Source organism: Helicobacter sp., assembly GCF_022770205.1.
Taxonomy (GTDB): domain Bacteria; phylum Campylobacterota; class Campylobacteria; order Campylobacterales; family Helicobacteraceae; genus Helicobacter_D.
Map to the genome: position 1 here is coordinate 50,187 of NZ_JALEIK010000019.1, position 25,698 is coordinate 75,884.

At 35.8% G+C, this 25,698-nt stretch carries 23 protein-coding genes; 19 read left to right on the forward strand and 4 right to left on the reverse strand.

Annotation, left to right across the window (positions count from 1 at the left end; translation table 11 throughout):
• Together MRZ19_RS03935 and MRZ19_RS03940 are read left to right on the forward strand one after the other, a co-directional pair.
• Positions 1-660 carry a CheB methylesterase domain-containing protein gene (locus MRZ19_RS03935; RefSeq protein ID WP_291030550.1) on the forward strand — a complete coding sequence of 220 codons (660 nt, stop codon included), beginning with the start codon at positions 1-3 and terminating at the stop codon, positions 658-660.
• On the forward strand, positions 660-1,250 hold the full coding sequence (locus MRZ19_RS03940; protein WP_291030551.1) for a YigZ family protein: 591 nt from the start codon (positions 660-662) through the stop codon (positions 1,248-1,250). The genes MRZ19_RS03935 and MRZ19_RS03940 overlap by 1 nt, the downstream gene beginning before the upstream one ends.
• Before the next feature lie 154 nt (positions 1,251-1,404).
• Here MRZ19_RS03940 and murI read toward each other — a convergent pair whose 3' ends face one another.
• The 4 genes from murI to MRZ19_RS03960 form a co-directional block, all read right to left on the reverse strand.
• Entirely contained in the window at positions 1,405-2,181 is a 777-nt protein-coding gene (gene murI, locus MRZ19_RS03945; RefSeq protein WP_291030552.1) for a glutamate racemase, read from the reverse strand.
• Complete coding sequence (gene rho, locus MRZ19_RS03950; protein WP_291030554.1) at positions 2,162-3,487, reverse strand: transcription termination factor Rho; 1,326 nt, start codon at positions 3,485-3,487, stop codon at positions 2,162-2,164. Before rho ends, murI begins: the two co-directional genes overlap by 20 nt.
• Before the next feature lie 148 nt (positions 3,488-3,635).
• On the reverse strand, positions 3,636-4,286 hold the full coding sequence (locus MRZ19_RS03955; protein ID WP_291030556.1) for a LysE family translocator: 651 nt from the start codon (positions 4,284-4,286) through the stop codon (positions 3,636-3,638).
• A 40-nt stretch (positions 4,287-4,326) separates the two neighbouring features.
• On the reverse strand, positions 4,327-5,250 hold the full coding sequence (locus MRZ19_RS03960; RefSeq protein ID WP_291030558.1) for an aspartate carbamoyltransferase catalytic subunit: 924 nt from the start codon (positions 5,248-5,250) through the stop codon (positions 4,327-4,329).
• 112 nt (positions 5,251-5,362) lie between these two features.
• On the opposite strand from MRZ19_RS03960, the gene MRZ19_RS03965 reads away from it, so the two are divergent.
• From MRZ19_RS03965 to MRZ19_RS04045, 17 genes are all read left to right on the forward strand, one after another.
• Entirely contained in the window at positions 5,363-6,691 is a 1,329-nt protein-coding gene (locus MRZ19_RS03965; protein ID WP_291030560.1) for a UDP-glucose/GDP-mannose dehydrogenase family protein, read from the forward strand.
• On the forward strand, positions 6,685-7,218 hold the full coding sequence (locus MRZ19_RS03970; protein ID WP_291030562.1) for a hypothetical protein: 534 nt from the start codon (positions 6,685-6,687) through the stop codon (positions 7,216-7,218). The genes MRZ19_RS03965 and MRZ19_RS03970 overlap by 7 nt, the downstream gene beginning before the upstream one ends.
• Positions 7,218-7,961, forward strand: a complete 744-nt coding sequence (locus tag MRZ19_RS03975; RefSeq protein WP_291030564.1) for a TlyA family RNA methyltransferase — start codon at positions 7,218-7,220, stop codon at positions 7,959-7,961. The genes MRZ19_RS03970 and MRZ19_RS03975 overlap by 1 nt, the downstream gene beginning before the upstream one ends.
• Complete coding sequence (locus MRZ19_RS03980; RefSeq protein ID WP_291030566.1) at positions 7,927-8,802, forward strand: bifunctional riboflavin kinase/FAD synthetase; 876 nt, start codon at positions 7,927-7,929, stop codon at positions 8,800-8,802. The genes MRZ19_RS03975 and MRZ19_RS03980 overlap by 35 nt, the downstream gene beginning before the upstream one ends.
• Positions 8,795-9,502 carry a carboxy-S-adenosyl-L-methionine synthase CmoA gene (cmoA, locus tag MRZ19_RS03985; protein WP_291030568.1) on the forward strand — a complete coding sequence of 236 codons (708 nt, stop codon included), beginning with the start codon at positions 8,795-8,797 and terminating at the stop codon, positions 9,500-9,502. The genes MRZ19_RS03980 and cmoA overlap by 8 nt, the downstream gene beginning before the upstream one ends.
• Before the next feature lies 1 nt (position 9,503).
• Positions 9,504-12,833, forward strand: coding sequence for a type ISP restriction/modification enzyme (locus MRZ19_RS03990; RefSeq protein WP_291030570.1), 3,330 nt, complete (start codon positions 9,504-9,506; stop codon positions 12,831-12,833).
• Positions 12,834-12,867: 34 nt separating this feature from the next.
• Positions 12,868-13,854: a DNA adenine methylase gene (locus MRZ19_RS03995; protein WP_291030572.1), complete on the forward strand. Its 987-nt coding sequence runs from the start codon at positions 12,868-12,870 to the stop codon at positions 13,852-13,854.
• Between the two features lies 1 nt (position 13,855).
• The gene (yhdJ, locus tag MRZ19_RS04000) at positions 13,856-14,782 is read left to right on the forward strand and encodes an adenine-specific DNA-methyltransferase (protein WP_291030574.1); all 927 of its coding nucleotides are present in this window, start codon (positions 13,856-13,858) and stop codon (positions 14,780-14,782) included.
• Positions 14,779-15,852: a hypothetical protein gene (locus tag MRZ19_RS04005; RefSeq protein ID WP_291030576.1), complete on the forward strand. Its 1,074-nt coding sequence runs from the start codon at positions 14,779-14,781 to the stop codon at positions 15,850-15,852. Before yhdJ ends, MRZ19_RS04005 begins: the two co-directional genes overlap by 4 nt.
• A gap of 39 nt (positions 15,853-15,891) precedes the next feature.
• A complete protein-coding gene (locus MRZ19_RS04010; RefSeq protein ID WP_291030578.1) occupies positions 15,892-16,491 on the forward strand; it encodes a type II restriction endonuclease in 600 nt (199 codons plus the stop codon).
• A 30-nt stretch (positions 16,492-16,521) separates the two neighbouring features.
• Positions 16,522-17,685, forward strand: coding sequence for a succinyl-diaminopimelate desuccinylase (dapE, locus tag MRZ19_RS04015; protein ID WP_291030579.1), 1,164 nt, complete (start codon positions 16,522-16,524; stop codon positions 17,683-17,685).
• A gap of 77 nt (positions 17,686-17,762) precedes the next feature.
• Positions 17,763-18,686, forward strand: coding sequence for a methylenetetrahydrofolate reductase (locus tag MRZ19_RS04020; RefSeq protein WP_291030582.1), 924 nt, complete (start codon positions 17,763-17,765; stop codon positions 18,684-18,686).
• Between the two features lie 60 nt (positions 18,687-18,746).
• A complete protein-coding gene (locus tag MRZ19_RS04025) occupies positions 18,747-19,781 on the forward strand; it encodes a YeiH family protein (protein ID WP_291030584.1) in 1,035 nt (344 codons plus the stop codon).
• A gap of 17 nt (positions 19,782-19,798) precedes the next feature.
• Positions 19,799-20,962, forward strand: a complete 1,164-nt coding sequence (locus MRZ19_RS04030) for an FtsW/RodA/SpoVE family cell cycle protein (RefSeq protein ID WP_291030586.1) — start codon at positions 19,799-19,801, stop codon at positions 20,960-20,962.
• Positions 20,963-20,998: 36 nt separating this feature from the next.
• On the forward strand, positions 20,999-22,951 hold the full coding sequence (locus tag MRZ19_RS04035) for a PBP1A family penicillin-binding protein (protein WP_291030588.1): 1,953 nt from the start codon (positions 20,999-21,001) through the stop codon (positions 22,949-22,951).
• Positions 22,952-22,969: 18 nt separating this feature from the next.
• Complete coding sequence (locus MRZ19_RS04040) at positions 22,970-24,673, forward strand: ABC transporter ATP-binding protein (protein WP_291030590.1); 1,704 nt, start codon at positions 22,970-22,972, stop codon at positions 24,671-24,673.
• A gap of 57 nt (positions 24,674-24,730) precedes the next feature.
• The gene (locus MRZ19_RS04045; RefSeq protein WP_291030592.1) at positions 24,731-25,690 is read left to right on the forward strand and encodes a chemotaxis protein; all 960 of its coding nucleotides are present in this window, start codon (positions 24,731-24,733) and stop codon (positions 25,688-25,690) included.
• Positions 25,691-25,698 lie beyond the last annotated feature (8 nt).

The window sequence follows — 25,698 nt, forward strand, 5'->3', positions numbered from 1 at the left end:
GTGCTAAAAGCAAATGTGAATGCAAAACATCATCCGGATAAATTGCTAAAATCTACGCCTTATAAGGGCGAAGGAAAACGCATTATAGCCATTGGCGCAAGCACTGGGGGAGTGGATGCGATTGCTAAGATTTTAAAGCAACTCCCACGCAATTTACCTCCTATTATCATCACACAACACATTCCTGATGGATTCTCTACTTCTTTTGCAAATCGTTTAAATAGAAACTCTGAACTTGATGTTTTTGAAGTGCGACAAACAATGGTTTTGCGCAATTCTTGTGCATATTTAGCACCCGGTGGTGCACATATGCTGCTTGATAGATATGCAAATGATTATTATGCAAAACCACAAGAAGGGATTAGAATTTCTCGCCATTGTCCTAGTGTTGATGTGATGTTTAGAAGCTTGAATAATGTCGCTGGTAAGGCTGCTTTAGCGATTATTATGACGGGGATGGGGGATGATGGTAGCATTGGCATTAAAGAGCTTTATGATAATGCTGCTTATACCATTGCGCAAGATGAGGCAAGTTGTGTTGTGTTTGGAATGCCAAAACAAGCGATTGCAAAGGGGGCAATTTGTGATATTGTAGGATTAGATTTCCTCCATCAAAAGATTATCGCTTATGCAAATGGGGAGCTTAAGCGCAATCATTAATGAAAGATTTACATTATCCTTTAGAGATTGTGGAATCTAGCTTTGCAGTGAAGGGTTCTACTTTTATCTCCTTTGTGATTCCAAAAATGGAAGTGGAAAGTTGGAATCTAAAAATGCGACAAAAGCATCCAAAGGCGGTGCATTTTGTAACTGCTTCGCGCTTTTTTAATGCTGAAGGGCAGATTGAAGAGAATTTTAGCGACGATGGCGAACCAAAAGGAACTTCAGGAATGCCAACGCTTAAGGTTTTGCGAGGTTTTAAGCTAATAGAGTGTGGGTTGCTAACCCTTCGTTATTTTGGCGGCACGCTTTTAGGCACAGGTGGGCTTGTGCGTGCTTACACACAAGGTGCAAAGGATGCGGTATTAGCAGCAAGAGATTCTAATAGGCTTGCTTTGTATATTCCAAAGGAAAATGCGCAAATTACAATAGATTTCGCCCTTTTTACGCAAGTAGAGTATTTGGCTAAAAAAGTTGGAATCCAAATTGTTAAAAAAGAGTTTTTAAGTGATGGCGTGCGTTTAAAAGTGGAGGGTAAAAAGGAAGATTTGGCGCAATTTTTACAAAAAGTCAAAGAGTTGCAATATTGAAATTGTTGTGGATTTGCATTTTTTCTCTCTTTGTGCTTCGCGCAAAATGCCCCTATAAAACTAAAAAGTAATATTGCACAATTGGAAGTGGTTATGAGTGATTAGGTAAAAGGTAATCTGTATCAGATTGGGATTTTGAGATGGAAATATAAAATCATTTTTTAAGCCAAAGACTAGCGATTTTTTCTAAGTTTTCTACACAATCGCTTGCATAAAACTTGAGCCTTGGAGTTTCTTTAAAAGATTGCAAGGTGTAAAAACGCTGCAAATACTCCATAATCGCCTCACCTGAGTGGATGAGCAAGGGCTTGTTAGAATAGAAGTTTGCAAGAGAATTTGCAAGGAGTGGAAAATGCGTGCAACCTAAAATGATTGCATCAGGGGTGCTTGGATATTGCTTTAAATAATGCGCAATGGTGGAATCCAAAATCGCGCCTTCAAAGATTCCTTCCTCCACAAGCGGCACAAAAAGGCTTGTGGCAAGCCCAAAGGTGTTAGAATAGCCCTTTTCTTTAAGGAGTGTGCTATAAAGATTGCTAGAGATGGTAGCCTTTGTGCCTAGGATTAGAATCTTTGCGTTTTTATCTTGGATTGCGTTTTGCAAGGCTAGGATTCCTGGCTCAATCACGCCAATAACAGGATAGGGGGCAACTTCTTGCATCGCGCTTAATCCATACGCACTAGCGGTGTTGCAAGCAACGATTAGTAAATCAAGTTTGAAGGGAGCAAAAAATTCAAGGGCTTCTAGGGAGTATTGCTTAATGGTTTCTTTGCTTTTTATTCCATAAGGCACGCGCGCTGTGTCGCCATAATAAAGGATTTCTTTAAAATTATGGGATTCTACAAGGTTTTTTAAAACGCTAATTCCACCCGCTCCGCTATCAAAAACACCGATTTTTTGCGGAGTTGTTTTAGTCTTTTGCGCTATCATTCATCATATTTAAAAATTCTTCATTATCCTTACTCTTTTGCATTTGTGAGTAAAGGAATGTCAGAGCGTCAATTTCATTATTCATTTGATGGATTGCATTGCGCAACACCCAGACTTTTTGGAGTTTATCCTGTCCTAAAAGCAATTCTTCTTTGCGCGTGCCACTTTTTAAAATATCCATTGCAGGATAGATTCTGCGCTCTGCAATATTCCTAGCAAGCACGATTTCGCTATTTCCTGTGCCTTTAAACTCTTCAAAAATTACTTCATCCATTCTTGAGCCTGTTTCAATAAGGGCTGTGGCGATGATTGTTAAACTCCCACCTTGTTCAATATTTCTTGCTGCTCCAAAAAAGCGTTTTGGTTTATGCAGTGCATTTGCATCAACCCCCCCACTTAGCACTTTTCCACTGCTTGGAGTAGCGGTATTATAAGCTCTTGCAAGGCGTGTGATGGAATCTAATAAAATCACAACATCCTTCCCCATCTCTACCATTCTCTTTGCCTTTTCTACCACAAGTTCAGCTACGCGCGTGTGGTTGCTTGCGGGCATATCAAAAGTGGAGCTATACACTTCACCCTTAACGCTTCGCTCCATATCTGTAACTTCTTCTGGGCGTTCATCAACAAGCAAAACAATGAGTTTAATCTCAGGGTGATTTTTAGTAATTCCATAGGCTAGCTCTTTCATTAGCTCTGTTTTACCTGTTCTTGGTGGTGCTACGATTAAAGCGCGCTGTCCCTTGCCAATGGGCGCAAATAAATCTAGCATTCTTCCCGTGATTTTAAAGCTATTGTATTCTAGTTTAATTTGCTCTGTTGGGAATAAAGGGGTAAGATTATCAAAAAGCGGACGGCTTTTCATCTCTTCTGGGGATTGATAATTGATTGCTTCTACTTTTAAAAGTGCGTAATATCTTTCTTGGTCCTTTGGGCTTCTAACCTGTCCTGTTACAATGTCTCCATTTCTTAGCGCAAAACGGCGGATTTGCGTGCTACTAACATAGGCATCATTTTGTGAGCCAGAGAAATTTTCATCAATTGCTCTTAAAAATCCATAGCCTTCACTTGTGATTTCTAAAATCCCTGTAAAAAGGATAAAACCGCCTTTGCTCACCTGCGTTTTTAAGATTTCAAAAATCAAATCTTGGCGCAAAAATTCTTGAGGATTTTCAATCCCAAGAGAGATAGCGATTTCAGCAAGTTTATTGATGGATTTGGCACGCAATTCTTCAATGGTATGTCCTTCAACAGGCGTATGCGTGCGCATTTTATATTCTTTTCTGTTTGGGGTTTGTTCGCTCATATTTTACCTTAAGAAAGATTTAAAGATTCCTTGCAAAAACTTAAATACGAAAGAGGTTTTGTAGGGTTTGGCAAGTCAATCATTTTGTAATGAAGTAGCGGAATTTTAATCTAAAAGCCTTGTCTTGTCAAGATTTTATGCTATTTTCTTATAGGTTTATAAAATTGCGATAACTTGCTAAAAACAAAAAAAATCCAAAGCATAAAAAGACGATTCCACAAATTTTATCTATTCTATCAAACAAAGAATCTTTAACAAATTTTCTAAAAAACACCGCTAGCACAATCACTAACACAAAGGCACTTAATAGGCTTGAGAGCAACACAGATAGGCTTAGGGTTAAGTGGTGTTGTGTAAAGGGTGTGATGATTAGTCCAAAAAACAAAATTGCCTTAGGGTTTGAGAGATTTAGTAAATATCCTTTTAAAATTAAGCGATAAAGGGATTGAGCTGCCTGTGTGGGCTGTGTTAAGGGGATTTTGGAATCTTGTGCACGCTTTGATTTTATAGGCTTTGGTTTAAGAAGCAAATAAGCAATGTAGCACAAATAGATTCCACCTATTGCGTTTAAAATCCCTTGTATAAGCACTCCATTTAGCAAATGTGTCAGCCCAAAATACACAAGGCTTAAAAAGCTAATCCATCCTAAAAAGATTCCAAATAAGCTTAAAAAGCCAGCTTTTGCTCCATAATTTAGAGTGTTTCTAAGGGTAAATAAAATATCAGGTCCGGGCGTTAAAGCACCGATAAAACCGATACAAAAGAGTGCAAATAACTCTAAAATGATTTTGGATTCCATCTTTTAAATAAAACTTTTAAGCAAATCCTACAAACAAACCCTAGAAGTAAGGGAAGTTTTTTGGAATCTGATTTTGGGTATGGGTGATGAGTGTTTCTAAAACCGCCATCCTAATAGCAACGCCGTGTGTAACTTGTTCTAAAACTTTGCAACGAGGGTCTTTTAGCATAGAATCGCTAATGTCAATGTTGCGATGCACAGGTCCGGGGTGGAGCAAAATAAGATTACGATTTCCAAAAAGCTCTTTTGTGATGCAATAATCGCTTGCATAATCCTTTAAGCTTGAATAAATAGGATAATTGTGCCGTTCAGTTTGTGTGCGCAAACTCATAACAGCATCTACGGAGTCAATCACTTCCTTTAAAAGCAAACAATGGCGCAATTTAGTTTTTGGGATAAAATGCGGAGGTCCAACTAAAATCACTTCCATTCCAAAACGCCCTAAGAGTTCAATGTTGCTATTTGCCACGCGTGAGTTGCGAATGTCGCCTACAATGGCAATTTTCTTACCTTCAACATTGCCTAAATGTTTGCGTAAAGTTAGCAAGTCTAAAAGTGCTTGTGTGGGGTGAGCGTGCGCTCCATCACCACCATTTATGATGGAGCAGGTAACATATTTAGCAAGAATGTTTGGCACGCCAGAATTCTTGTGTCGCATAATAATTGCACTTGGTTGCATCGCATTTAAGTTAGTCGCAGTATCAAAAAGTGTTTCTCCCTTTGCCGTAGAGCTTTTTGAGACATCTAGGCGCACAACATTGCCACCTAAGCGTTTGGTGGCAACTTCAAAGCTTGAGAGTGTGCGTGTGGAGTTTTCAAAAAATATTGTGATAATGGTATGTCCAGCAAGTGTATTTTTGTCGTTGAATGTGTTTTTGGAATCCAAATAGCTTTGGGCTAATTCTAAGATTTTCTCTACTTCTTCTTTGTTAAAATCCTTGGTTTCTAGTAAATGTCGCGCCATTTTGAACCTTATTACAAAATAGCAACATTATAGATTAATTTCTCTTTAAGTTTGCTTTGTTTTCTGTGTTTAGAGAATATGTTAGAATTGCAAAAAAAATTAGGGTTGTGTGATGAATATAGCAATGATTGGGACGGGTTATGTTGGGCTAGTGAGTGGTGCGTGTTTAGCGGATATGGGGAATGCTGTAACTTGTGTGGATATTATGGAATCTAAAATTGAGCGTTTAAATGCAGGAGAGATTCCTATTTTTGAACCCGGATTACAAGAGATTGTGGAGAGAAATAAGGGAGTTGGAAATTTACGCTTTACGACTTCTTTAAAGGAAGCTTTACAAAAAGCTGAAATTGTGTTTATTGCTGTTGGGACACCTATGGGAGAAGATGGAAGTGCGGATTTGCAATATGTGTTACAAGCAGCAAGAGAAATTGGCAAAACAATGGAATCTAAAATGCTAATTGTGAATAAATCCACAGCACCTGTTGGCACTGCATATAAGATTAAGGCGATGATACAAGAGCAATTACAAAAACGCAAAGTCGCAATTCCCTTTAGTGTGGCTAGCAATCCGGAGTTTTTAAAAGAAGGCGATGCGATTAATAATTTTTTAAGACCTGATAGGGTGGTGATTGGCATAGAAGAAGGGTGGGTAAAAGAGATTTTAAAGGAAGTGTATGCGCCATTTTTGCGGAGTTATGATAGATTAATTGTAATGGATATTAAAAGTGCGGAGATGACAAAATATGCGGCAAATGCTATGCTTGCGACAAAGATTAGCTTTATTAATGAGATTGCAAGGATTTGTGAAGTTGTAGGAGCTGATGTGAATCAAGTAAGGATTGGAATTGGAAGTGATAAACGCATTGGATATAGCTTTATTTATCCAGGCTGTGGATATGGGGGGAGTTGCTTTCCAAAAGATGTTAAGGCGTTAGAAAAAATCGCACAAGATAATGGCGTGGAAGCTAAAATGTTGCAAGCCACAGCGCAAGTTAATGAGAAACAAAAAAGGGTTTTGGGGGAAAAAATCCTTCAGCATTTTGGGGAGAGTTTAAAGGGTAAGCGTATTGGAGTGTGGGGGCTTAGTTTTAAGCCCGGAACAGATGATATGCGTGAGGCAACTTCGCTTGTGTTAATTCAAGAGCTTTTAGAGCGTGGGGCGGAAGTTAGCGTGTATGATCCTAAAGCTATGGAGGAAGCACAAAAGTTTTATCTTAAAGGAATGTTAAATGTTGCTTATGCTAGCAATAAATACGATGCGTTAAATGGTTGTGTGGCAATGGTGTTGGTAACAGAGTGGAAAGAGTTTAGAAGTCCGGATTTTTTAGAGATTAAAGAGCGTTTGCAGCTACCTATAATTTTTGATGGACGCAATCAATACAATCCAAAGCGTCTTAAGGAGCTTGGTTTTACTTATTATCAAATTGGAGTTCAATGCTAAAGGGAATCATTTTTAGTGCGATTTTGCTGTGTTTTTTAGGCTGTGAGAGTGTGAAGTCTGTGGTTGTTCCACAAAAGCAAGAAGAAGCTTATATTCAAGCCACAAGAAAGACAGAATTAATCACACAAGATAGAGTGCAAGTGGTGCTAATTGCCACGCATTTAAATGCTTTTAATGGGGAAAAATATCCGCAAGAAAAAGGTGAAGTGTTTTTTGTGGATGTTTATCAAAGTTTTCAGCACGGGGTAGAGAATCCTAGGGGGTTTTTTGAAAATGGATTCCATTTAACGCTTGACAATGGGGAAACTCCAATAAAAATTACGCCACTTCAAAAAGAGCAAATGGAGGGCTTAATGCGCAAGAGTGCGACACCTTGGGGGGAGTATTATTTAGTAGAGTTTATGCCACAGGATAAACGCACGCAAAATTCCTTGCAACTTTTTTTGCGCCATAAGGAATTTGGAGAGAATTCTCTTAACTTTGGCTTTAAGCCTTTAAATAAAGAAGCGTTAAAGGATAAACGCTAATGCAAATTTTAGAGCTTACAAATTTGCGCTTAGATTTGGCTTGTGTGAAGCTTAAAATCGCACCAACGCGCAATAAAGCACACGCTTTAATTAAAAAGGGTAGGGTGTGTGTCAATGGAATCCCTTGTGTGAAAAATGCTTATGTGCTGGGATTAAAAGATAAAATCACAAAGTTGGAATCTAAAATGTTTGTAAGCCGTGCAGGAGAGAAGTTGCATTGTTTTTTAAGGGCAAATCCTATTTTTGATTTTAAGGGTAAAAACGCATTAGACATAGGTGCAAGCACAGGGGGATTTTGTGAAGTGCTTTTAGAGAAGGGCGTGGAATCTGTGGTGTGTGTAGATGTAGGAAGCAATCAGTTGCACTCTTCTTTAAGAGAGGATAAGCGTGTAAAAAGCTATGAAAACACAGACATTAGGGAGTTTGCAGCAGCGCATAAAAAGAGATTTGATATTGTGGTGTGTGATGTGTCTTTTATCGGATTAAAAGAAATTTTAGATTCCATCATTGCGCTATCAAAAGATAAAGTGATTTTACTTTTTAAACCACAATTTGAAGTAGGCAGGGGAGTTAAGCGCAATAAAAAGGGTGTGGTGCAAGATAAAATGGCGGTGCAAGCAGCATTAGAAGGAATGTTAGAAATGCTAAGAAGCAGAGGATTTGAAATTTTAAAATGTGGAGAATCAGAAATTACAGGAAAGGAAGGGAATGTTGAGTTTTTTATCGCTTGCCAAAAACTCTAAGCTTGCAAAGAGTATTACAAGCCTTGCGTTAGGGAAGTTTGATGGTTTGCACTTAGGGCATCAAGCGTTATTTAAAGAGTTGGATGAAAAGGGTGCGATTTTATGTATTGAGCAAGAAGAGGGGGTGTTGTTGCCTAAGAAATACCGCTCTTTTTATGTGGAATATCCGATTTTTCACATTGATTTAGAGATTGTGCGCAATAAGAATGATAAGGAATTTGTGGATTTTTTGACAAGTGTGTTGCCAAATCTTAAGCGCATTGTAGTGGGATATGATTTTAGGTTTGGCAAGGATAGATTTTATTACCCTTTTGATTTATCCCAATATTTTAAAGGCGAGGTTGTTGTTGTTAAAGAGGTGTTTTATAAAAAGCTTTCCGTGCATAGTGGGCTTATCAAAGAGTTATTGCTTAATGGGAATGTGAAGCAAGCAAGTAAGCTTTTGGGGAGATTTTATGGGATTAGGGGTGAGATTATCAAAGGGCAGGGGCTTGGCAAAAGAAAATTACACGCAACAATTAATCTCCAAAATGATGGTTTTTTGCTCCCACAAGAGGGAGTGTATGCGGGGTTTATTCAGCTTGGGGAACATAATATGGAATCTAAACAATGTCCTGCTGTGATTTTTTTAGGAAATCGTCTAAGCACAGATAAATCATTTTCAATAGAGGGACATTTATTAGGTGTGAAAGTGGAGGTTAAAGAGAAGGAAGCGGGATTTTATTTTGTAAAAAAAATCCGCAATAATCGTAAGTTTAAGGATTTAGAATCTTTAAAAGAGCAGATTTATTATGATATTAGCGAGGCTTATAGAATCTTAAAGGTAGAGCGCAGTGGATAAGGTTTTTACACAAGAGATACACAAACAATTTGAGTTTGACGCAAATGTGGCGGGCGTATTTGACGATATGCTAAGTCGTAGCATTCCTTATTATAAAGAAGTTTTAGCTTTAAGTGCGGATTTTGCGCTAGAGTATGCAAAAAAGGATTCCGTAATTTTAGATCTTGGGACTTCTACGGGGGCTATGCTTTTAGAAATTGCTTCAAAAGCTAAGATTCCTTTAAATCTTTATGGAATGGATAATGCACCAAGTATGCTAGAGTATGCGCAAAGGAAGTTAGACGCTTATGGGGTGCAGGCGCATTTGATTTGTGGAGATATTTTACAAGAGGAATTTCCCAAATGCGATGTGGTGATTGCAAATTACACCTTGCAGTTTATCCGTCCTTTAGAGCGTGAAAAGTTGGTGCAAAAAATCTTTAATGCACTCAATGCTAAGGGAGTGTTTATTCTTTCTGAAAAGGTAATTTGTGAGAATAAAACGCTAGATTTTAAGATGATTCAGTATTATTTAGAGAGTAAGAAAAAGCGCGGATATAGTGAGTTTGAGGTCAACAAGAAGCGTGAAGCCTTAGAGAATGTGCTGATTCCTTATAGTGAAGATGAGAATAAAATAATGCTTAAAAATGCAGGTTTTAGTCATATCCAAATGCTTTTTTGCTGGGTAAATTTTGCAACTTTGATTGCGATAAAGGATTAAGATGCAGGAGAGATTAAACGCTTATTTATTTAAAATCAAAGAGATGCAAGAAGGCGATAGGGAACAAACTTTTCGCCCGCATTTGTTTGAGCTTTTAGAAAGTGTTGCCAAGCAATATGATAAAAAAATTAATTCAATCCACGAGCCAAATAATGACAAAGAAGGCAGGGGTGCGCCAGATTTTTTAATCACAAAGGATTCTTTAACACTTGGTTATATTGAGACAAAGCGCGTCAATGCAGATTTAGAAAAAATCGCACAAAGCAAACAGATTCAAAAATATTTTCTCTTAAGCTCTAATATAATTTTGACAGATTATTTACGATTCTGTCTTTTGCACCAAGATGAAAATGGAGTGATAAGTATCAAGCAAGAATGCAGGATTTGTGAGCTTTTAGAACTTCAAGCTCTAGTGAAAAACCCTAAGCTTTATGATATGGAATTAAAAGCAAAAGAGTTAAACAATCTTTTTACACTCTTTTTTTCACAAAATCCTAACCCCCTAAACACGGCAAAAGATTTCACAAAAGCCCTAGCGCAAAGAACTAGGATTTTAAAAGATGAGATGATAGAAAATGAAATTAATGCTTCTATCCAAGTGCTTTTAAATGCTTTTAGAGAGTCGCTTTATAGGGATTTAAAGTTTATCATTTTTGCAGATAGTTTTGCACAAACGCTAACTTATAGTCTTTTTCTAGCAAGGCTTAATAACAACACAGAAGTAAAAATTACTTTAGACAATGCTTATAATTTCATCCCTAAATCCTTCCCCTTAATCCAAGCGATGAGCAAGTTTTTGCGCGAGTTAAATGAGCTAGATTCTATCAAATGGCTTTTAGAAGAGATGATTGCGATTATTAATCACATTGATATTAGGGCGATTATCCAAGATTTAAATAAGGTTTCACAAAAGGATTTACTAGGCGAATTTATGTATAAAGACCCTTATTTGCACTTGTATGAGGACTTTTTAGCAAATTATGATTCCACGCTAAGAGAGTTAAGGGGCGTGTATTATACGCCAGCCCCTGTAGTTAGATTTATCATAGATTCTATTGATTTAATTTTACAAAAAGATTTTAACAAGCAAGGCTTAAAGTCAGCGATTACTGATGAGAGTATCACGCTTTTAGACTTCGCCACAGGCACAGGGACATTTTTACTAGAAGCCTTTAGAAAAGCACTAGAAACTAGCGATAAATCCACGCCTAGCTTTATGCTAAAGCCACTTTTGGAGCGATTTTATGGCTTTGAATTTTTAATCGCACCTTATACCATCGCGCATTTAAAAATCTCTCAAGTGCTAAAAGAGGAGTTTGGGATAGAATTAAAAAGCAATGACAAGGGATGTGATAGCCTAAATATCACGCTTACAAATACGCTCTACTTTAATGATAATAGACAAAAGCCCCTTCCGCTTTTTGAAGAGCTAACTAAAGAATTTGAAAAAGCACAGACCATTAAAAATAAAGAGATTTTAATCATTACAGGAAATCCACCTTATAGCGGAGCTAGCGCAAATAAAGGCTTATATGAAGATGAGGTGCGCTCCACTTATGGGCTAGAGCCAAGCCTAGCTACACTTAGTGCAACCCAGCTTGATAAGATGAAAGCATATTTTGACGCTAAAATAAAAATGCCACAAGAACCAGAAGCTCTTAAAGCTTGGCACAAAAGTAATGCTTGCATTCTTTCAACCTTTAAAGAAATCTTAAAATGTCGCAAACTTAAAGATAATCCCTATAAACTTGAAAAACTCTTAGAAGAACACAACTTTACAGGAATCCTAGAAAATGGGAGGCTAAAAAGCTTAGAAGAACTTTTAGAAAAGCATAATATTAAAGGGGAGAAAACTTCTAAATGGCTACTTGATGATTATGTGAAGTTTATCCGTTTTGCTGAGAGTAAGATTCAAAGACAAGGCAGTGGTGTCTTTGCTTTTATCTCTAATAATAGCTTTTTAGATAATCCCACATTTCGCGGGATGCGCTATTATTTGCTAAAGACTTTTGATAAAATCTATATCCTAAACTTACACGGCAATGCGCGCAAGGCTGAAACCACGCCAAGTGGCACTAAGGATGATAATGTTTTTGATATTCAGCAAGGGGTTAGCATTAATATTTTTATTAAAACAAAAAAGGATTCCAATAATTTTGCAAAACTCCATCACTATGATGTCTATGGCAAGCGTAAAGAGAAATATGGCTTTCTCTCTAGCAATCACATAGAATCTGTAAAATGGCAAATTTTAAAACCACAAAGCCCCTTTTATAACTTCATCCCTTTTAATGCGAAGATGAAAAAGGAATGGAGTGTGAAGGATATTTTTAGGGTTTCAAATACGGGCGTTGTAACCAAAAGAGATAATTTGTGTATCCAAAAAACCAAAGAAAAAATGTGGGAAGCAATGCAAGATATTATTAATTTAGAAAAGCATATATTCTATAAAAAATACAAATTGCCACCTGATGTAAGGGATTGGCGTTATGAGTGGGCTAGACAAGATGTGCTTAATAATAATGATAAAAGTAAGATTCAAAAAATCCATTATCGCCCTTTTGATATGAGATATATGTTTTATAGTGCTAAATCTAGGGGGTTTGTAGGGTGGCCTGTTCCTATTGTTTCAGAGAAGTTTTTACAAGATTTTGAGAATGTGGGCTTGGTGTGTTATAGAAGATGTGGTGCAAATGGGCTGGATAATATTTTTATCGCAAATGGCTTGATAGATTTGCATTTGGTAGGAAGTGGGAGCAATATTTTCCCTTTATATGATTTGAAAAAACAAGAAAATTTAAGCGTAGAATTTAGAAAATTTATAGACAAACACTATAAAGAGCATTTTACCCCAGAGCAAATTCTAGGTTATATCTATGCGATTTTATTCCATAAAGAGTATAGAGAGAAATATTTAGACTTTTTAAAAATCGATTTCCCAAAGATTCCTTTTGTAAAATCTAAAGAGAAATTTTTAGCCCTAAGCACGCTTGGAAATAGCCTTATAACCTTGCATTTATTACAAGACAATGCGCTAGATTTTAGTATAGGTTGCCTAAGAAAGATAAGTAAGAAAGAGAGTCAAATCATAGAAAAATCCCATTATATGATGGAATCTAAAAGGCTTTTTATTAATAATGATTTGTATTTTGATAATGTGGATTGTAGTGTATGGGAGTATAAAATCGGTGGCTATGCTGTGCTAGATAAATACCTAAAATCTCACAAAGGAGAAGCCATAGATTACATATATTTTCAAAAGATAATCCAAACGCTACATAAAAGCCTAGAGTTAGAATCTAAAATCACAGAAATTGAGATAAAGGATTAAAATGCAAGAAAGTTTGGGGAATTGAGGTAGCTTTATGACACAGCAAGATTTATTTTATTATGATGTTTTTACGGAAGAATATTCAACCTCTTTCACTAAAGCTTTGTTTCTACAAAAGCTCAAAAGCAAAAATCTTACTTATAAACGCTACACAAAAAGCCCTTTGCGTTATGGTGGAGGCAAGTCTTTAGCGGTGGGATTAATTTTAGAGCAAATTCCTAATGATATAAAGAGACTTATTAGCCCATTTATTGGCGGTGGGAGCGTGGAAGTAGCAGCAGCTTTAGAGCTTGATATTGAAGTTTTAGCTTTTGATATATTTGATATTTTGGTGAATTTTTGGCAAGTTTTATGTAAGGATTCTAACGCACTTTATAATGAGCTTTTAAAGCTAGAACCCACAAAAGAAAATTATGCAAAAATCAAAAACGAGCTGAGTTTATTTTGGAATGAAAGACATAAAAATCCTAACAATAAGCCCAAGATAGAGTTAGATTCTCTAACTCTTGCAAGGGATTATTATTTTAATTTTAATCTAAGCTATGGACCTGGATTTTTAGGCTGGATGAGTAAAATCTATGAGGATAAAAGTCGCTATTTTAAAGCCTTAGAAAAAATTAGAGATTTTAAAACAGGCAATCTCAAAGTAGAAATGTCAAGTTTTGAAGTGGTATTTGAAAAATATCCCACTGATTTTTTTTATTGCGACCCGCCGTATTTTTTGGAAGGGGATTCTAAAATGTTTAAAGGGATTTATCCTATGCGAAATTTCCCTATTCATCACAATAGCTTTCATCACGAGCTTTTGAGCGAATGTCTTAAAAGCCATAAAGGCAAGTTTATTTTAAGTTATAATGATTGTAAGTTTGTGCGAGAAGCTTATAAGGATTTTAAAATCTTAGAACCAAAATGGCAATACACAATGGGACAAGGCGAAACAAGAATAGGTAAAAATCGTGTAATGCGAGGCGATACAGACAACACCAAACAAAGCCACGAACTTTTGATTATAAAGGAGTGAAATGAAAATAGAGCAAGTCAAAACGGCATTTAAAACCTTAAAAACCACATATCAATACAATGATAATGTCATCGCACTTTTGGGCGATAGCTTGAAAATTTTAGATGATATAAAATCACAAAGTATAGATTTAATATTTGCTGACCCACCTTATGGTATTGGTAAGGATTTTGGAATCTCAAGGGATAGTTTTAAAAGTGCAAGTGATTATTTAGAATGGTGCAAAATTTGGATTGATTCTTGTATGCGAATTCTAAAGCCAAATGGGACGATGTATTTTATGAGCTCAACGCAATTTATGCCTTTTTTAGATTGTTATGTAAGTGAAAAATTTTTTGTGATTAACCGCCTTGTTTGGAGCTATGATTCTGCTGGGGTGCAACCAAAAAATAAATTTAGCTCAAGCTATGAGCCAATTTTAATGATAACGCACAGCAAAAATTCGCCTTATGTTTTTAACACAAGCGATATTTTAGTAGAAGCTAAAACTGGAGCAAAAAGAGGCTTAATAGATTATCGTAAAACACCGCCAAAGCCTTATAATAGCCTTAAGATTCCAAGCAATGTGTGGTATTTTAATCGTGTGCGATACAAAATGAATGAGTATGAAAATCACCCCACGCAAAAACCAGAATCTTTACTAAAACGCATTGTTTTAACCTCAAGCAATAAGGGTGATATTGTGCTAGACCCATTTGCAGGAAGTTTTACTACTTGTAAGGTTGCTTTGGACTTAGGGCGCAAAACAATAGGTATAGACAATAATGAAGATTTTTTTAAAATAGGACTTAGGAGATGCAATATTACACAAAGCTACAACAATGAAAGTTTAGAAAAAATAAAAGTAAGAAAAACAACCAATAAAAGCAAAAAAGACCATTTGATAAATCAATATTTGTTTAAAAATGTGGTAGGAGACACACTATGAAAGATTTTATACGGGATATTTTGTTACGAAGTTTTGGGGCGGATTTTATAAAATTTTATGAGAAAAGCCCATTATTGCAATATCTCAACCTTAAAACTTCAGCTATCTATAGCAATACAAAAGCAAGGAGAAGCCTAGCCAATCTCTACGCGGTATATGCAATTTTATATTTTTATAAACAGGATTTTTACAAAAATAAAGAAACATATAAGGTATTTGAGGGGTATGAATATACAAAACTTTTTAAATTTTATCGTTCTTTGTATGGGGGAGAAAAATTACAAAATCACGCTTTAAATTCAAGGGTTAATGGAGAATTTAAAAATAAGATTGTAAGAGAAAATGATAATGATTTAATTATTATAAATAATGGGAAATATTTTTTACATATACAATATTTATATGTTAATGATATAGATATTTCACATATTGCCTTAGAGATAATAGAGTCCTATATTAAACAGCTACAAGAAAAAGATTCTGCTCTAATATCACTTTTAGAATCCCTTTTACAGAGCGAAGACAATTTACACAAAAAAGAAACTATAAAAAATCTACTACAAGAAGATTGTGAAGCAAGAATCTTTGAGATTATTTCCTATGCAATTCTTAAAAATCATTATAAGAATGAAAAAATTTATATTGGAAAAACTCTAAATTCCATAAAAGAGCAATATTTGGAGTTATACAAAACAGGACGAACAAATGCAAATGATGGAGGGATTGATTTTGTTATGCGTCCATTAGGACGATTTTTTCAAGTTACCGAAGTTAATCATTATGATAAATATCTATTAGATATTGATAAGGTTTTACATTTTCCTATCACTTTTGTAATTAAAACAAAGGATTCTAAAGATAAAATTTTGCAAGATTTTAAAAAATATATTTCTCAAAAATCTCAAGGTATGAAAGTGATACAAGAACGATATAACAAGGCTATTGAAGAGATTATTACCATAAACGAACTTATCTTATGGCTTGAAAAACTAGACAATAACTCTATATATTTATTGATTAAAGATGTAGATTTATATTATAAGTTAGAATTAAATTTATTAAAACAATAAAAATAAGTAATAGCAAACAAAGTATTATAAAGGAGTAAAATGAAAATAGAGCAAGTCAAAACGGCATTTAAAATCGCTGATGTGGAATTTGTAAGCGGTAGCACAAAGCTTAATTTTAATTACTTAAAAGATTTAAAAGATGAAAATGGCAAGGCAATGCCACAAAAAATTTTAAGCGAAAATGTAGCCAGAGTGTATCTCATCGTAGTAGATGGCGAGATTAAAAAAATTGGTGGAAGCCAAGCAATAGGGGGAATCAAAAGCACTTTAGAAATTTATAGAGACGGCGGAGTAAAAGGGCGTCCAAGCATTAGAAGTTTTGGCGTGTGGTATTTTCTCTATCATACGATTTTACAGGGTAAAAAAATAGAATTTTATATGATATACCAAGAGAATTTTGAAAAAGAAGTCAAAGGGTTGTTTGGCTTAAAAAAAGTCAAAAATGTTTCCATTTCTTATAAATTTACAGAGCAGTGTTGTGTGGAAGATTATTTAAGTGTGGAAAGCGAACACCCAGAGTGGAATGTACAAGAACAAGGAGCAGACTGGCCATTTGAAATAAAAAACCAACACGCAGAACTTCAAGCTAACGCACAAAATAGAGAAAAGAAAATCAAACGCAAAGAAGTAAAAATGTAACTAAACTTTAAGATGATATAAAGGATTAAGATGCAAGCCATAGAAGTTTTAAAACAACTGATTACTTACCCTAGCATTACGCCAAAAGAATGTGGGATTTATGCGTTTATTCGTGGGATTTTACAAGAATTTAAGGTGTTAGAGTTTCACAAAAATGGTGTGAAAAATGTGTTTTTGTATAAGGATTTTTGTGAGCGTGAAGTGAAAGGCGAGAATGTGGAATCCAAAAAGTTAGAATCCAAACGCACAAAATCCACGCATTTATGCTTTGCAGGGCACATTGATGTTGTGCCGCCTGGAGAGGGTTGGGAGAGTGAGCCTTTTGTGCCGCTGGAGAAAGATGGTTTTATTTATGGGCGTGGGGCACAGGATATGAAAGGGGGAGTGGCGGCTTTTATAAGTGCGATAAAGGAGTTTGTTGATTCTGGGGCTAGGTTTAATGGAATCTTATCTGTGCTTTTAACAAGCGATGAGGAAGGCGAGGCGGTTTTTGGCACAAAGCACGCATTAAATGCGCTTAAAAAGCTTGATTTATTGCCCTGTGTTGCAGTGGTTGCAGAGCCTACTTGTGTGGAAAAATTTGGCGATATGATAAAAGTTGGTAGGCGTGGCTCCATTAATGGAAAGTTAATCATACAAGGCAAGCAAGGACACGCAGCATATCCTAGCAAATGCATTAATCCTGTGGAGTTAATTGCACCTGTGTTAAGCAAGATTGCGGGATTTGATTTAGATAAAGGAAGCACGGAATTTGAGCCTAGTAAAATTGTGATTACTGATATACGCGGGGGAATGGAAGTTGTTAATGTAACGCCAAATGCTTTAAAGATTATGTTTAATGTGCGCAACTCCACAGCCACAAGTTTAGAGGATTTGCAAGGGTATTTAGAAAATCTTTTAAAAAAGATTCCACATTCTTTGGAATTAAAACAGAGTTCTAAGCCTTTTTTGACAGATACAAAGAATAAAATTGTGACAAAAATGGTAGAAGTGTTGGAGGCGCAAAATGGCTTTGCGCCAATTTTAAGCACAAGCGGTGGCACAAGCGATGCGCGCTATTTTGCGGAGTTTGGAGTGGGCGTTGTAGAATGTGGCGTGTGTAATGATAGAATCCACTCGCTTAATGAAAGAGTAAAAATTAGCGAAGTGGAAGCCTTGCAGAAGTGTTTTTTGGAGTTATTGCGGAGATTTTAAAAGTTAAAATTCAACTTGTATTTATATTTATTTGCTAAAATCTTTACCATACAATTTAAAAATAGAGAGTCAATTTTATGCAAAGTTTTGATGGTCAGAAAATAGAGTCTTTTATTAATAATCTTCAAAGTGCAGACAAGTGTTACACCTATGAATTTTCAGCCCCTGCTAGTTTTTTGTTAGAAGATTTGTTTGATGCGCTTAAGAGTCATTCTTTTCTTAACGCATTGGATGCTTTTGTGTGCACAGATTCTCCTTTAGGGAAGTTAAGGCATAGTCCTATTTTGGCAAGTTTGAAGCTACAAAATGCATTTGGAATTCCAAGCATTGCTACAATTTCTATGCGCGATAAAAATACGCTTGCATTGCAAAGTGAGTTGATTGGAATGAATAGTCTTGACTTGCGCCTTATTTTGGCTTTAACAGGAGATCCCTTAAGGCTTGGTAATCAACCGCAAGCTAAGGGTGTTTTTGAAGGGAATAGTAGGCTTTTATTAAAAATTATTGCTGCTTTAAATGCTAATAAAGACATTAATGGCAAGAGTTTAGGAGGTAATGCCAAAAGGATTTATCCCTTTTGTGTGTTAAATTCCTATACAAAAAGTAAAGAAGGTCTTTATCGTAAAATGCGTGAAAAGATTCAAAATGGTGCGCTAATGATTTTTACGCAACCTATTTATGATATTGGTGTTGCAGAAGAGCTTTTAGAGTGGTGCGCTAAGATTAATTTAGAACAGGGTGCACAATGCGTGCTTATGTTTGGCTTTTTTCCAATTCTTTCTTATAAAACTGCATTATTTTTGCACAACAAATTGCCCGGAGTTTTTGTGCCAAAAACTTGGCTTGATGCACTAGAAGTAGCGCAAAGACAAGGCGATGAAAAAGAAGTGGGCTTGCAAAAAAGTAAAGAATTGTTCCAAGGATTAAGTGTGTTGCAAAAAAGATTCCATTTTATGAGCGCAAACAAGCCTGAAATCATCGCAAGCATTTTAGAAGCTTAGAAAATTTATAAAAACTTTGCTACACTTTGTGCTTTTAGATTCCAATATTTAGGCGAGATTGTGCAAGCTCAAAAAACACAGAAATTTTTGTTAAAAAAGCAATTTTATAAGGATTATACTAACGGCTTTGTGCTTGTTTTGTTAGTGTCTTTTGCAAGTTATTATGTGAGTGCATTGCCTGTGGTGCAAAGCTTGCATTTATCGCCTTTGATTTTAAGTGTGCTTCTTGGAATTTTGGCTGCGCCTTTGTTTAGAGTTGCACAAAATAGCTGTGAAAAGGCTGTTGTCTTTAGTGCTAAAAAGCTTTTAAGGCTTGGGATTATTCTTTTTGGTTTTAATGTTACGCTTAGCAGTATTGTGTCTGTGGGATTAAATGGAATCCTTTTAAGTATTGTTGTGGTGGGGGTAATTTTGGTGCTTGGATATGTTGTTGGTGTGAAGTTTTTAAAGCTTGATAGAGAGATTGCAATTTTAGTCAGTGGTGGGAGTGCGATTTGTGGAGCGGCAGCGGTTTTGGCTTTAGAATCGTCTATTAAATCTAAGCCTTATAAGGGCGTGATTGCTGTTGGGATGGTTGTGCTTTTTGGACTTTTGGGAATGTTTTTGTATCCCTTAGTTTATGCAGTTGGGATTTTACCTTTTTCACAGGCTGAAATGGGTTATTTTATCGGACTTACATTGCACGAGTTGGCAAATGTTGTGGGTGCTGGAGGAGCAATTTCTCACCAAACACAAGAAATCGCATTGATTGTCAAAATGATTCGTGTGATTTTGCTAGTGGCGGTTTTGCTTATTGTGCCTTATTTTTTTATGCAAGAGAAAGAGGGAAATTGCAAAAGATTGCACATTCCTTGGTTTGCATTTTGGTTTTTAGGTGTTGTTATTGTGCATTCTTTTGTGCAGTTGCCAGAGAAGATTGTGGAAGTCTTAAGATTTCTCTCTAATTTTTCGCTAGTTATGGCAATGAGTGCTTTAGGGCTTCAAGTGGATTTTAAGAAGTTATTAGAATGCGGTAGAAAAGCATTTGTGTTAGCCTTGATCTTATTTGGGATTCTAACTTTTGGAGGATTCTTGCTTGTGTATTATGGTGTTTAGAAAATTAGAGGGTGAAAATGGTTGATCGTCCCTTGTTTATTATTAGTGTGAGTTTAATCACAATTAGCATTTTGTTTTCCTATTCTCTCTCGTCTTTTGCAATTTTGTATTATGATTATGGTGAGTTTCATTTTATGCTGCGTCAAAGCATTGCGGGGGTGTTGGGTGTGCTTTTGATGTGGGGAATTTCGCGCTGCAATGCAGATAATTTTGTGTTGCGCTTTGGGTTTATTTTATTTTTTGGCGGAATCTTTGTGATGTTTATTATGCACTTTTTACCAGAATCCTTAGCAACAAGTGCTGGTGGAGCAAAGCGTTGGATAAGATTGCCTTTTTTCTCACTTGCGCCTGTGGAATTTTTTAAAATCGGATTTGTAGCCTTTCTTGCGTGGAGCTTTTCGCGTAAATTCTCGCTTTTAGAACAAAAAAGCTTAAAAGAGGAATTTATTACATTTCTACCCTATGTTGTAGTTTTTTTAATCGCTGTGTATTTAATTGCAATTTTACAAAATGACTTAGGACAAATCGTGCTTTTAGGCACAACTTTGGCAATTATGATGATTTTTGCAGGTTCATCTTTTAAATTATTTTTATATCTTTTAAGTGCAGCTTTTGCCCTTTTTATTGTTGTGATTATTACAAGCACGCATAGGATTGCTAGGATTAAGACTTGGTGGGCAGGGGCACAGGATTTGATTCTGTCTATTTTTCCACAATCTATTGCAAATTCCTTGCGTGTAGAAAATTTACCTGAACCTTATCAGATTCAACATTCTTTAAATGCGATTGTCAATGGTGGAATCTTAGGGGAAGGTTTAGGCAATGGATTAATTAAGCTTGGGTTTTTAAGCGAGGTGCATACGGATGTGATTTTAGCAGGAATTACAGAAGAGATTGGATTTTTGGGATTATTTTGCATTAGCTTGCTTTTTGTAGCCCTTATTTTTAGAATCTTGAAAATTGCAAATCGTTGTGCCAATAATGTGTATTATTTATTTTGTTCTGGTGTGGCAGTCATTTTGGGATTTTCTTTTTTAATTAATGCTTTTGGAATCTCTGGATTGATTCCTATTAAAGGGATTGCAGTGCCATTTTTAAGTTACGGAGGGAGCTCAATTCTTGCAACAAGTATTATGGTGGGCATTGTGTTATCCATTAGCAAAAAAGCAAAAATGGCGTAACATTTATTGATTCTGTGTTAGAATCCTAAGATTTTATTGATTAAAAGGGAATTTTTGAAAAGCTTTTTAAGAATACTTGGTGGTATTGGAATTATTATTGCAATTGGAATTATTATTTTTGTTATGCAAGTGTATGTAGAAATTCGCAATGATACAGATAAGATTGTGCATTATAAACCGCCTGTTGCCACACAGATTTTTGACAGACAAAAGCGTTTGGTAGCAAATTTATTTGATAAGGAATTTCGTTTTTATGCGACTTTTGAAGAGATTCCGCCACGCCTTGTTGAAGCATTGCTAGCCATTGAAGACACTTTATTTTTTGAGCATTATGGAATCAATGTAGATGCAATTATGCGTGCAATGCTTAAAAATATTCAAAATGCGCGCTATGCAGAAGGTGGAAGCACAATTACACAGCAACTCATTAAAAACATTGTCTTAACGCGTGAAAAAACCATTGAAAGAAAAATAAAAGAAGTTTTGCTTGCAATACGGCTTGAAACGATTCTTAGTAAAGAAGAGATTTTGGAGCGTTACTTAAACCATACTTATTTTGGACACGGATTTTATGGAGTAAAAACTGCATCTCTTGGATATTTTAGAAAAGAAATGCAAGCACTATCTCTTAAAGAGATAGCAATACTTGTTTCTTTACCGCGCGCACCTAGCTTTTATGATCCTACAAAAAATTATGAGTTTGCACTAGGTAGAGCAAATAATGTCCTACAAAGAATGTATGAGCTAGGTTGGATTTCAAAAGAAGAGTTTGATGAGGGAAGCAGTGAGCGTCCAAGGGTTTATGATGATACACTCACGCAAAATGTTGCTCCCTATGTGGTAGATGAAGTGCAGCGTCAGCTTGCTAGACTAACGGATTTAAAAACGGCTGGGTATAAAATTTATTTAAACATTGATTTAGATTACCAAGAACTTGCGCAGGAGGCATTGTATTTTGGTTATGAGCAGATTCTATCAAGACACAAGAAAGATGAAAGTTTAAAAGAAAAGTTAAATGGTGCCTTTGTGGTGTTAGAGAATCAAAGCGGGAAGATTTTAGCTCTTGTTGGTGGCGTGGATTATGCAAAGAGTAATTTTTCGCGCGCTACACAGAGTAAGCGTCAAATTGGAAGTAGTGTCAAGCCCTTTTTGTATTTAAGTGCCATAAATTCAGGTGTGGCGCAAAATTATCAGATTCCAGATATTGCTAGAACTTATGAATATAAAGACGGAAAAGAGCGTAAAAAATGGCAACCTAAAAATTATGGAAGCTCTTTGAGTGGATTCGTGTCTTTAAAGACAGCTTTAACAAAATCTTTAAATCTTGCAACAATTAACCTTGTAGAAGAGGTGGGATTTGATAGAATTTATAGTGATGTTTTGAAATATGGTTTTAGTAATGTGCCTAAAGATTTAACTATTTCATTGGGGAGTTTTGGGGCATCTCCGCTTGAAATGGCTAGAAATTTTATGGTGTTTTCTAATTATGGAAAGGTGATTGATCCAATGTTAATGGATTACATTGTGGATACTAAAGGAAATGTGGCATATTTTACGCCCAATGAATATGAACTCTCTAAAGAAGAGCAGAGCTTTTTAATCCTTGATATTTTGCGCGATGTTGTTAATGTGGGAACAGGAAGGCGTGCTAAGGTAGATGGAATTGAGCTTGCTGGAAAAACTGGCACAACAAATGACAATATAGATGCGTGGTTTTGTGGATTTTCTCCAAGCATAGAAGTGATTGTCTGGTATGGAAAGGATGATAATACGCCTATGGGTTATAGTGAAACAGGCGGTGTTGCGCCGGCTCCAGCGTTTTCTTATTTCTTTAGTAACATTTTAGAGATTGATCCAGGATTAGAGCGCAAATTTAAGATTCCACAGGGGGTGCGTTCTCAAAACATAGATGGTGAGCAGTTTTATTATACTGATGACTCGCCAATTAGAAGTGTGCCAAAGGTTAATCACGACACAATTATTTTTTAGATTCCATAAGGGGTAGAGTTGAAGCGATTTTTTGAGCGTTTGTTGCCTTACATTAAAGATTATAAACTTTATTTTTTCTATGCAATTGTAGGGACACTTTTGGTTTCTTTAGCAACAGCAGCAAGTGCATATTTAGTAAAACCCGTGCTAGATGATATTTTTTTAGCAAAAGATGCTAATATGCTTCAAATCTTGCCTTTTTTAGTTGTTTTGGCGTATTTTTCAAAAGGACTTGGAATCTACATTCAATCTTATTATATGAATTATATAGGGCAAGATATTGTCAAGCGGTTAAAAAATATTTTGCTTGATAAGATGCTAACTTTTGAAATGGGATTTTTTAATCGTTATCGCAATGGTGAGTTAATCTCACGCATAACAAGCGATATTGCAGCGGTGCAGGGGGCTGTGTCAAATTACTTCATAGAAGGCATTAGAGAAGGTTTAACAATCTTTGGGCTTGTGTTTGTTGTGGTGTATCAAAGCGCAGAACTTGCGTTTTATGGGCTTATTGTAATGCCACTTGCGCTTTATCCTATCGCATTAATTGCTAGAAAAATGCGTAAAACTTCTAAAAAATTGCAAGAAAAAAATGCTGATTTATCCTCTAAGCTCATTGAGATTTTTAATAATATGGAATTAATCAAGGCAAGCTCGGGAGAAAAGATAGAGCACGAGCAGTTTGCAAGCCATAATCAAGAACTTTTTAAACTATCAATGAAGTCTGTGCGGATTTCAGAGCTAACTTCACCTTTAATGGAAACACTAGGTGCAATCGCTATTGCTGCTGTAATTTTTGTAGGCGGATATAAAGTCATTAACGGAGAATTAACCACAGGAGAATTTTTTTCTTTTACAACTGCACTCTTTTTGCTTTATACTCCTTTTAAACGATTAAGCAGTCTTTATAGCAAGATTCAAATTGCTTTTGCAGCAGGGGATAGAATTTTTGAAATGCTAGATAGGAATCCAAAAATACAAGATGGCAAAAAAGAGCTACAAGCCCCCATTGCAACGATTAGTTTTAACAATGTGGATTTGTATTATGGACAAAAACAAGCATTAAGCAACATTAGCCTAGAAGTAAAGAGGGGGGAGAGTATTGCATTTGTTGGAAATAGTGGAGGGGGCAAAAGCTCACTTGTGAATTTGCTTTTGCGATTATATGATGCAGACAATGGAGAAGTTTTGGTTAATGGCGAAAATATTAAGCATTTTACGCAAAATTCCTTGCGTTCTAAAATTGCAATTGTTACACAGAGGATTTTTATTTTTAACGATTCCATTGCGCGTAATATTGCTTATGGAAGCGAGATTGATGAAGTGCGCATTGCACTTGCGCTAAAGCAAGCTAGGATTTTTGATTATGTGCAAACGCTCCCTAATGGAATCCACACAGAGCTTGATGAGTTTGGTGTGAATTTAAGCGGTGGGCAAAGGCAAAGAATTGCCATTGCACGCGCACTTTATAAGAATCCTGAAATTTTAATCTTAGATGAAGCAACAAGTGCATTGGATAATAAAACAGAAGAGGAGTTTAGGGAAGCATTAAGCGCATTGTTAGAGGATAGAATTGTGATTATTGTTGCGCATAGATTTTCTACCATTTCTTTGGCAAAAAGGATTTATTTTTTCTCTCAGGGTAAGATTTTAGCAAGCGGAACACAGGCGGAATTGTTTGAAAAATGTGCGCCATTTAGAGAATATTATAAAAGCATTTAAAAGGTGTGTATTTTTATGCTATAATCAGCGGAAATTTTTAAGATTTGAGGTTTTAAAATGTCTAATTTATCTAATGTTGATCAAATAACCAATCTCTACAGAAACAATGAATTACAATTGTTATGTTTTAGACTTGAAAAAGATAAAGATTTGTATGCTGTGAATGTATTTAAAATCCGTGAAGTTGTAAAGTATCGTGGAGAGGTTACCGTTGTTTCACACGAAGGAAGCTCTCTGATTGAAGGGCTTATTACTATTAGAGAGCTTACGATTCCATTGATTGACTTGCGCAAATGGTTTTATTACGATGCTAAAGAAAGGGGGAAGGATTTAGAAGGTTATGGCGTTAAAAGAGAACCCGGTGAAGATGAAGTGATTATGATTTGCGAATTTTCTAGATGGACGGTTGGTGTTAGAATTTATGAGGCAGATAGAATTTTAAATAAAAAATGGACAGAAATTGAGCAGAGTGCTGGGATTGGAAATTCTGGGCTAAATAGTAAGCTTGTGAGCAGGACGCGTTATTTTGATGGGCGTTTAGTGCAGGTTGTGGATATTGAAAAAATGCTTGTAGATGTGTTTCCTTGGATTGAAGATGAAAAAAATACTGAGATGAATAGCATTAGGCAAATCGTAACAGATAAGGAAGTCTTATTAGCTGATGATTCTCCAAGTGTTATTAAGACAATGCAGAACATTTTGAATAAATTAGGAGTGAGTTACAAAATTTTTACAAACGGACAAAAATTGCTTGACTATGTCTTTGGTGCTGATGCAGATATTTCTAAAATTGGGATTATCATTACAGACTTAGAAATGCCAGAAGCAAGTGGTTTTGAAGTTATTAAGCAAATCAAGGCAAGCCCACTAACTTCAAAAATCCCAGTTATTGTTAATTCTTCTATGAGCGGAAGCAGTAATGAAGATATGGCACGCTCGCTTAATGCTGATGAATTTATTTCTAAATCCAATCCTGTAGAGGTTGAAGAGACATTGCGTAAGTTTATGATTAAATAAAAGAATAG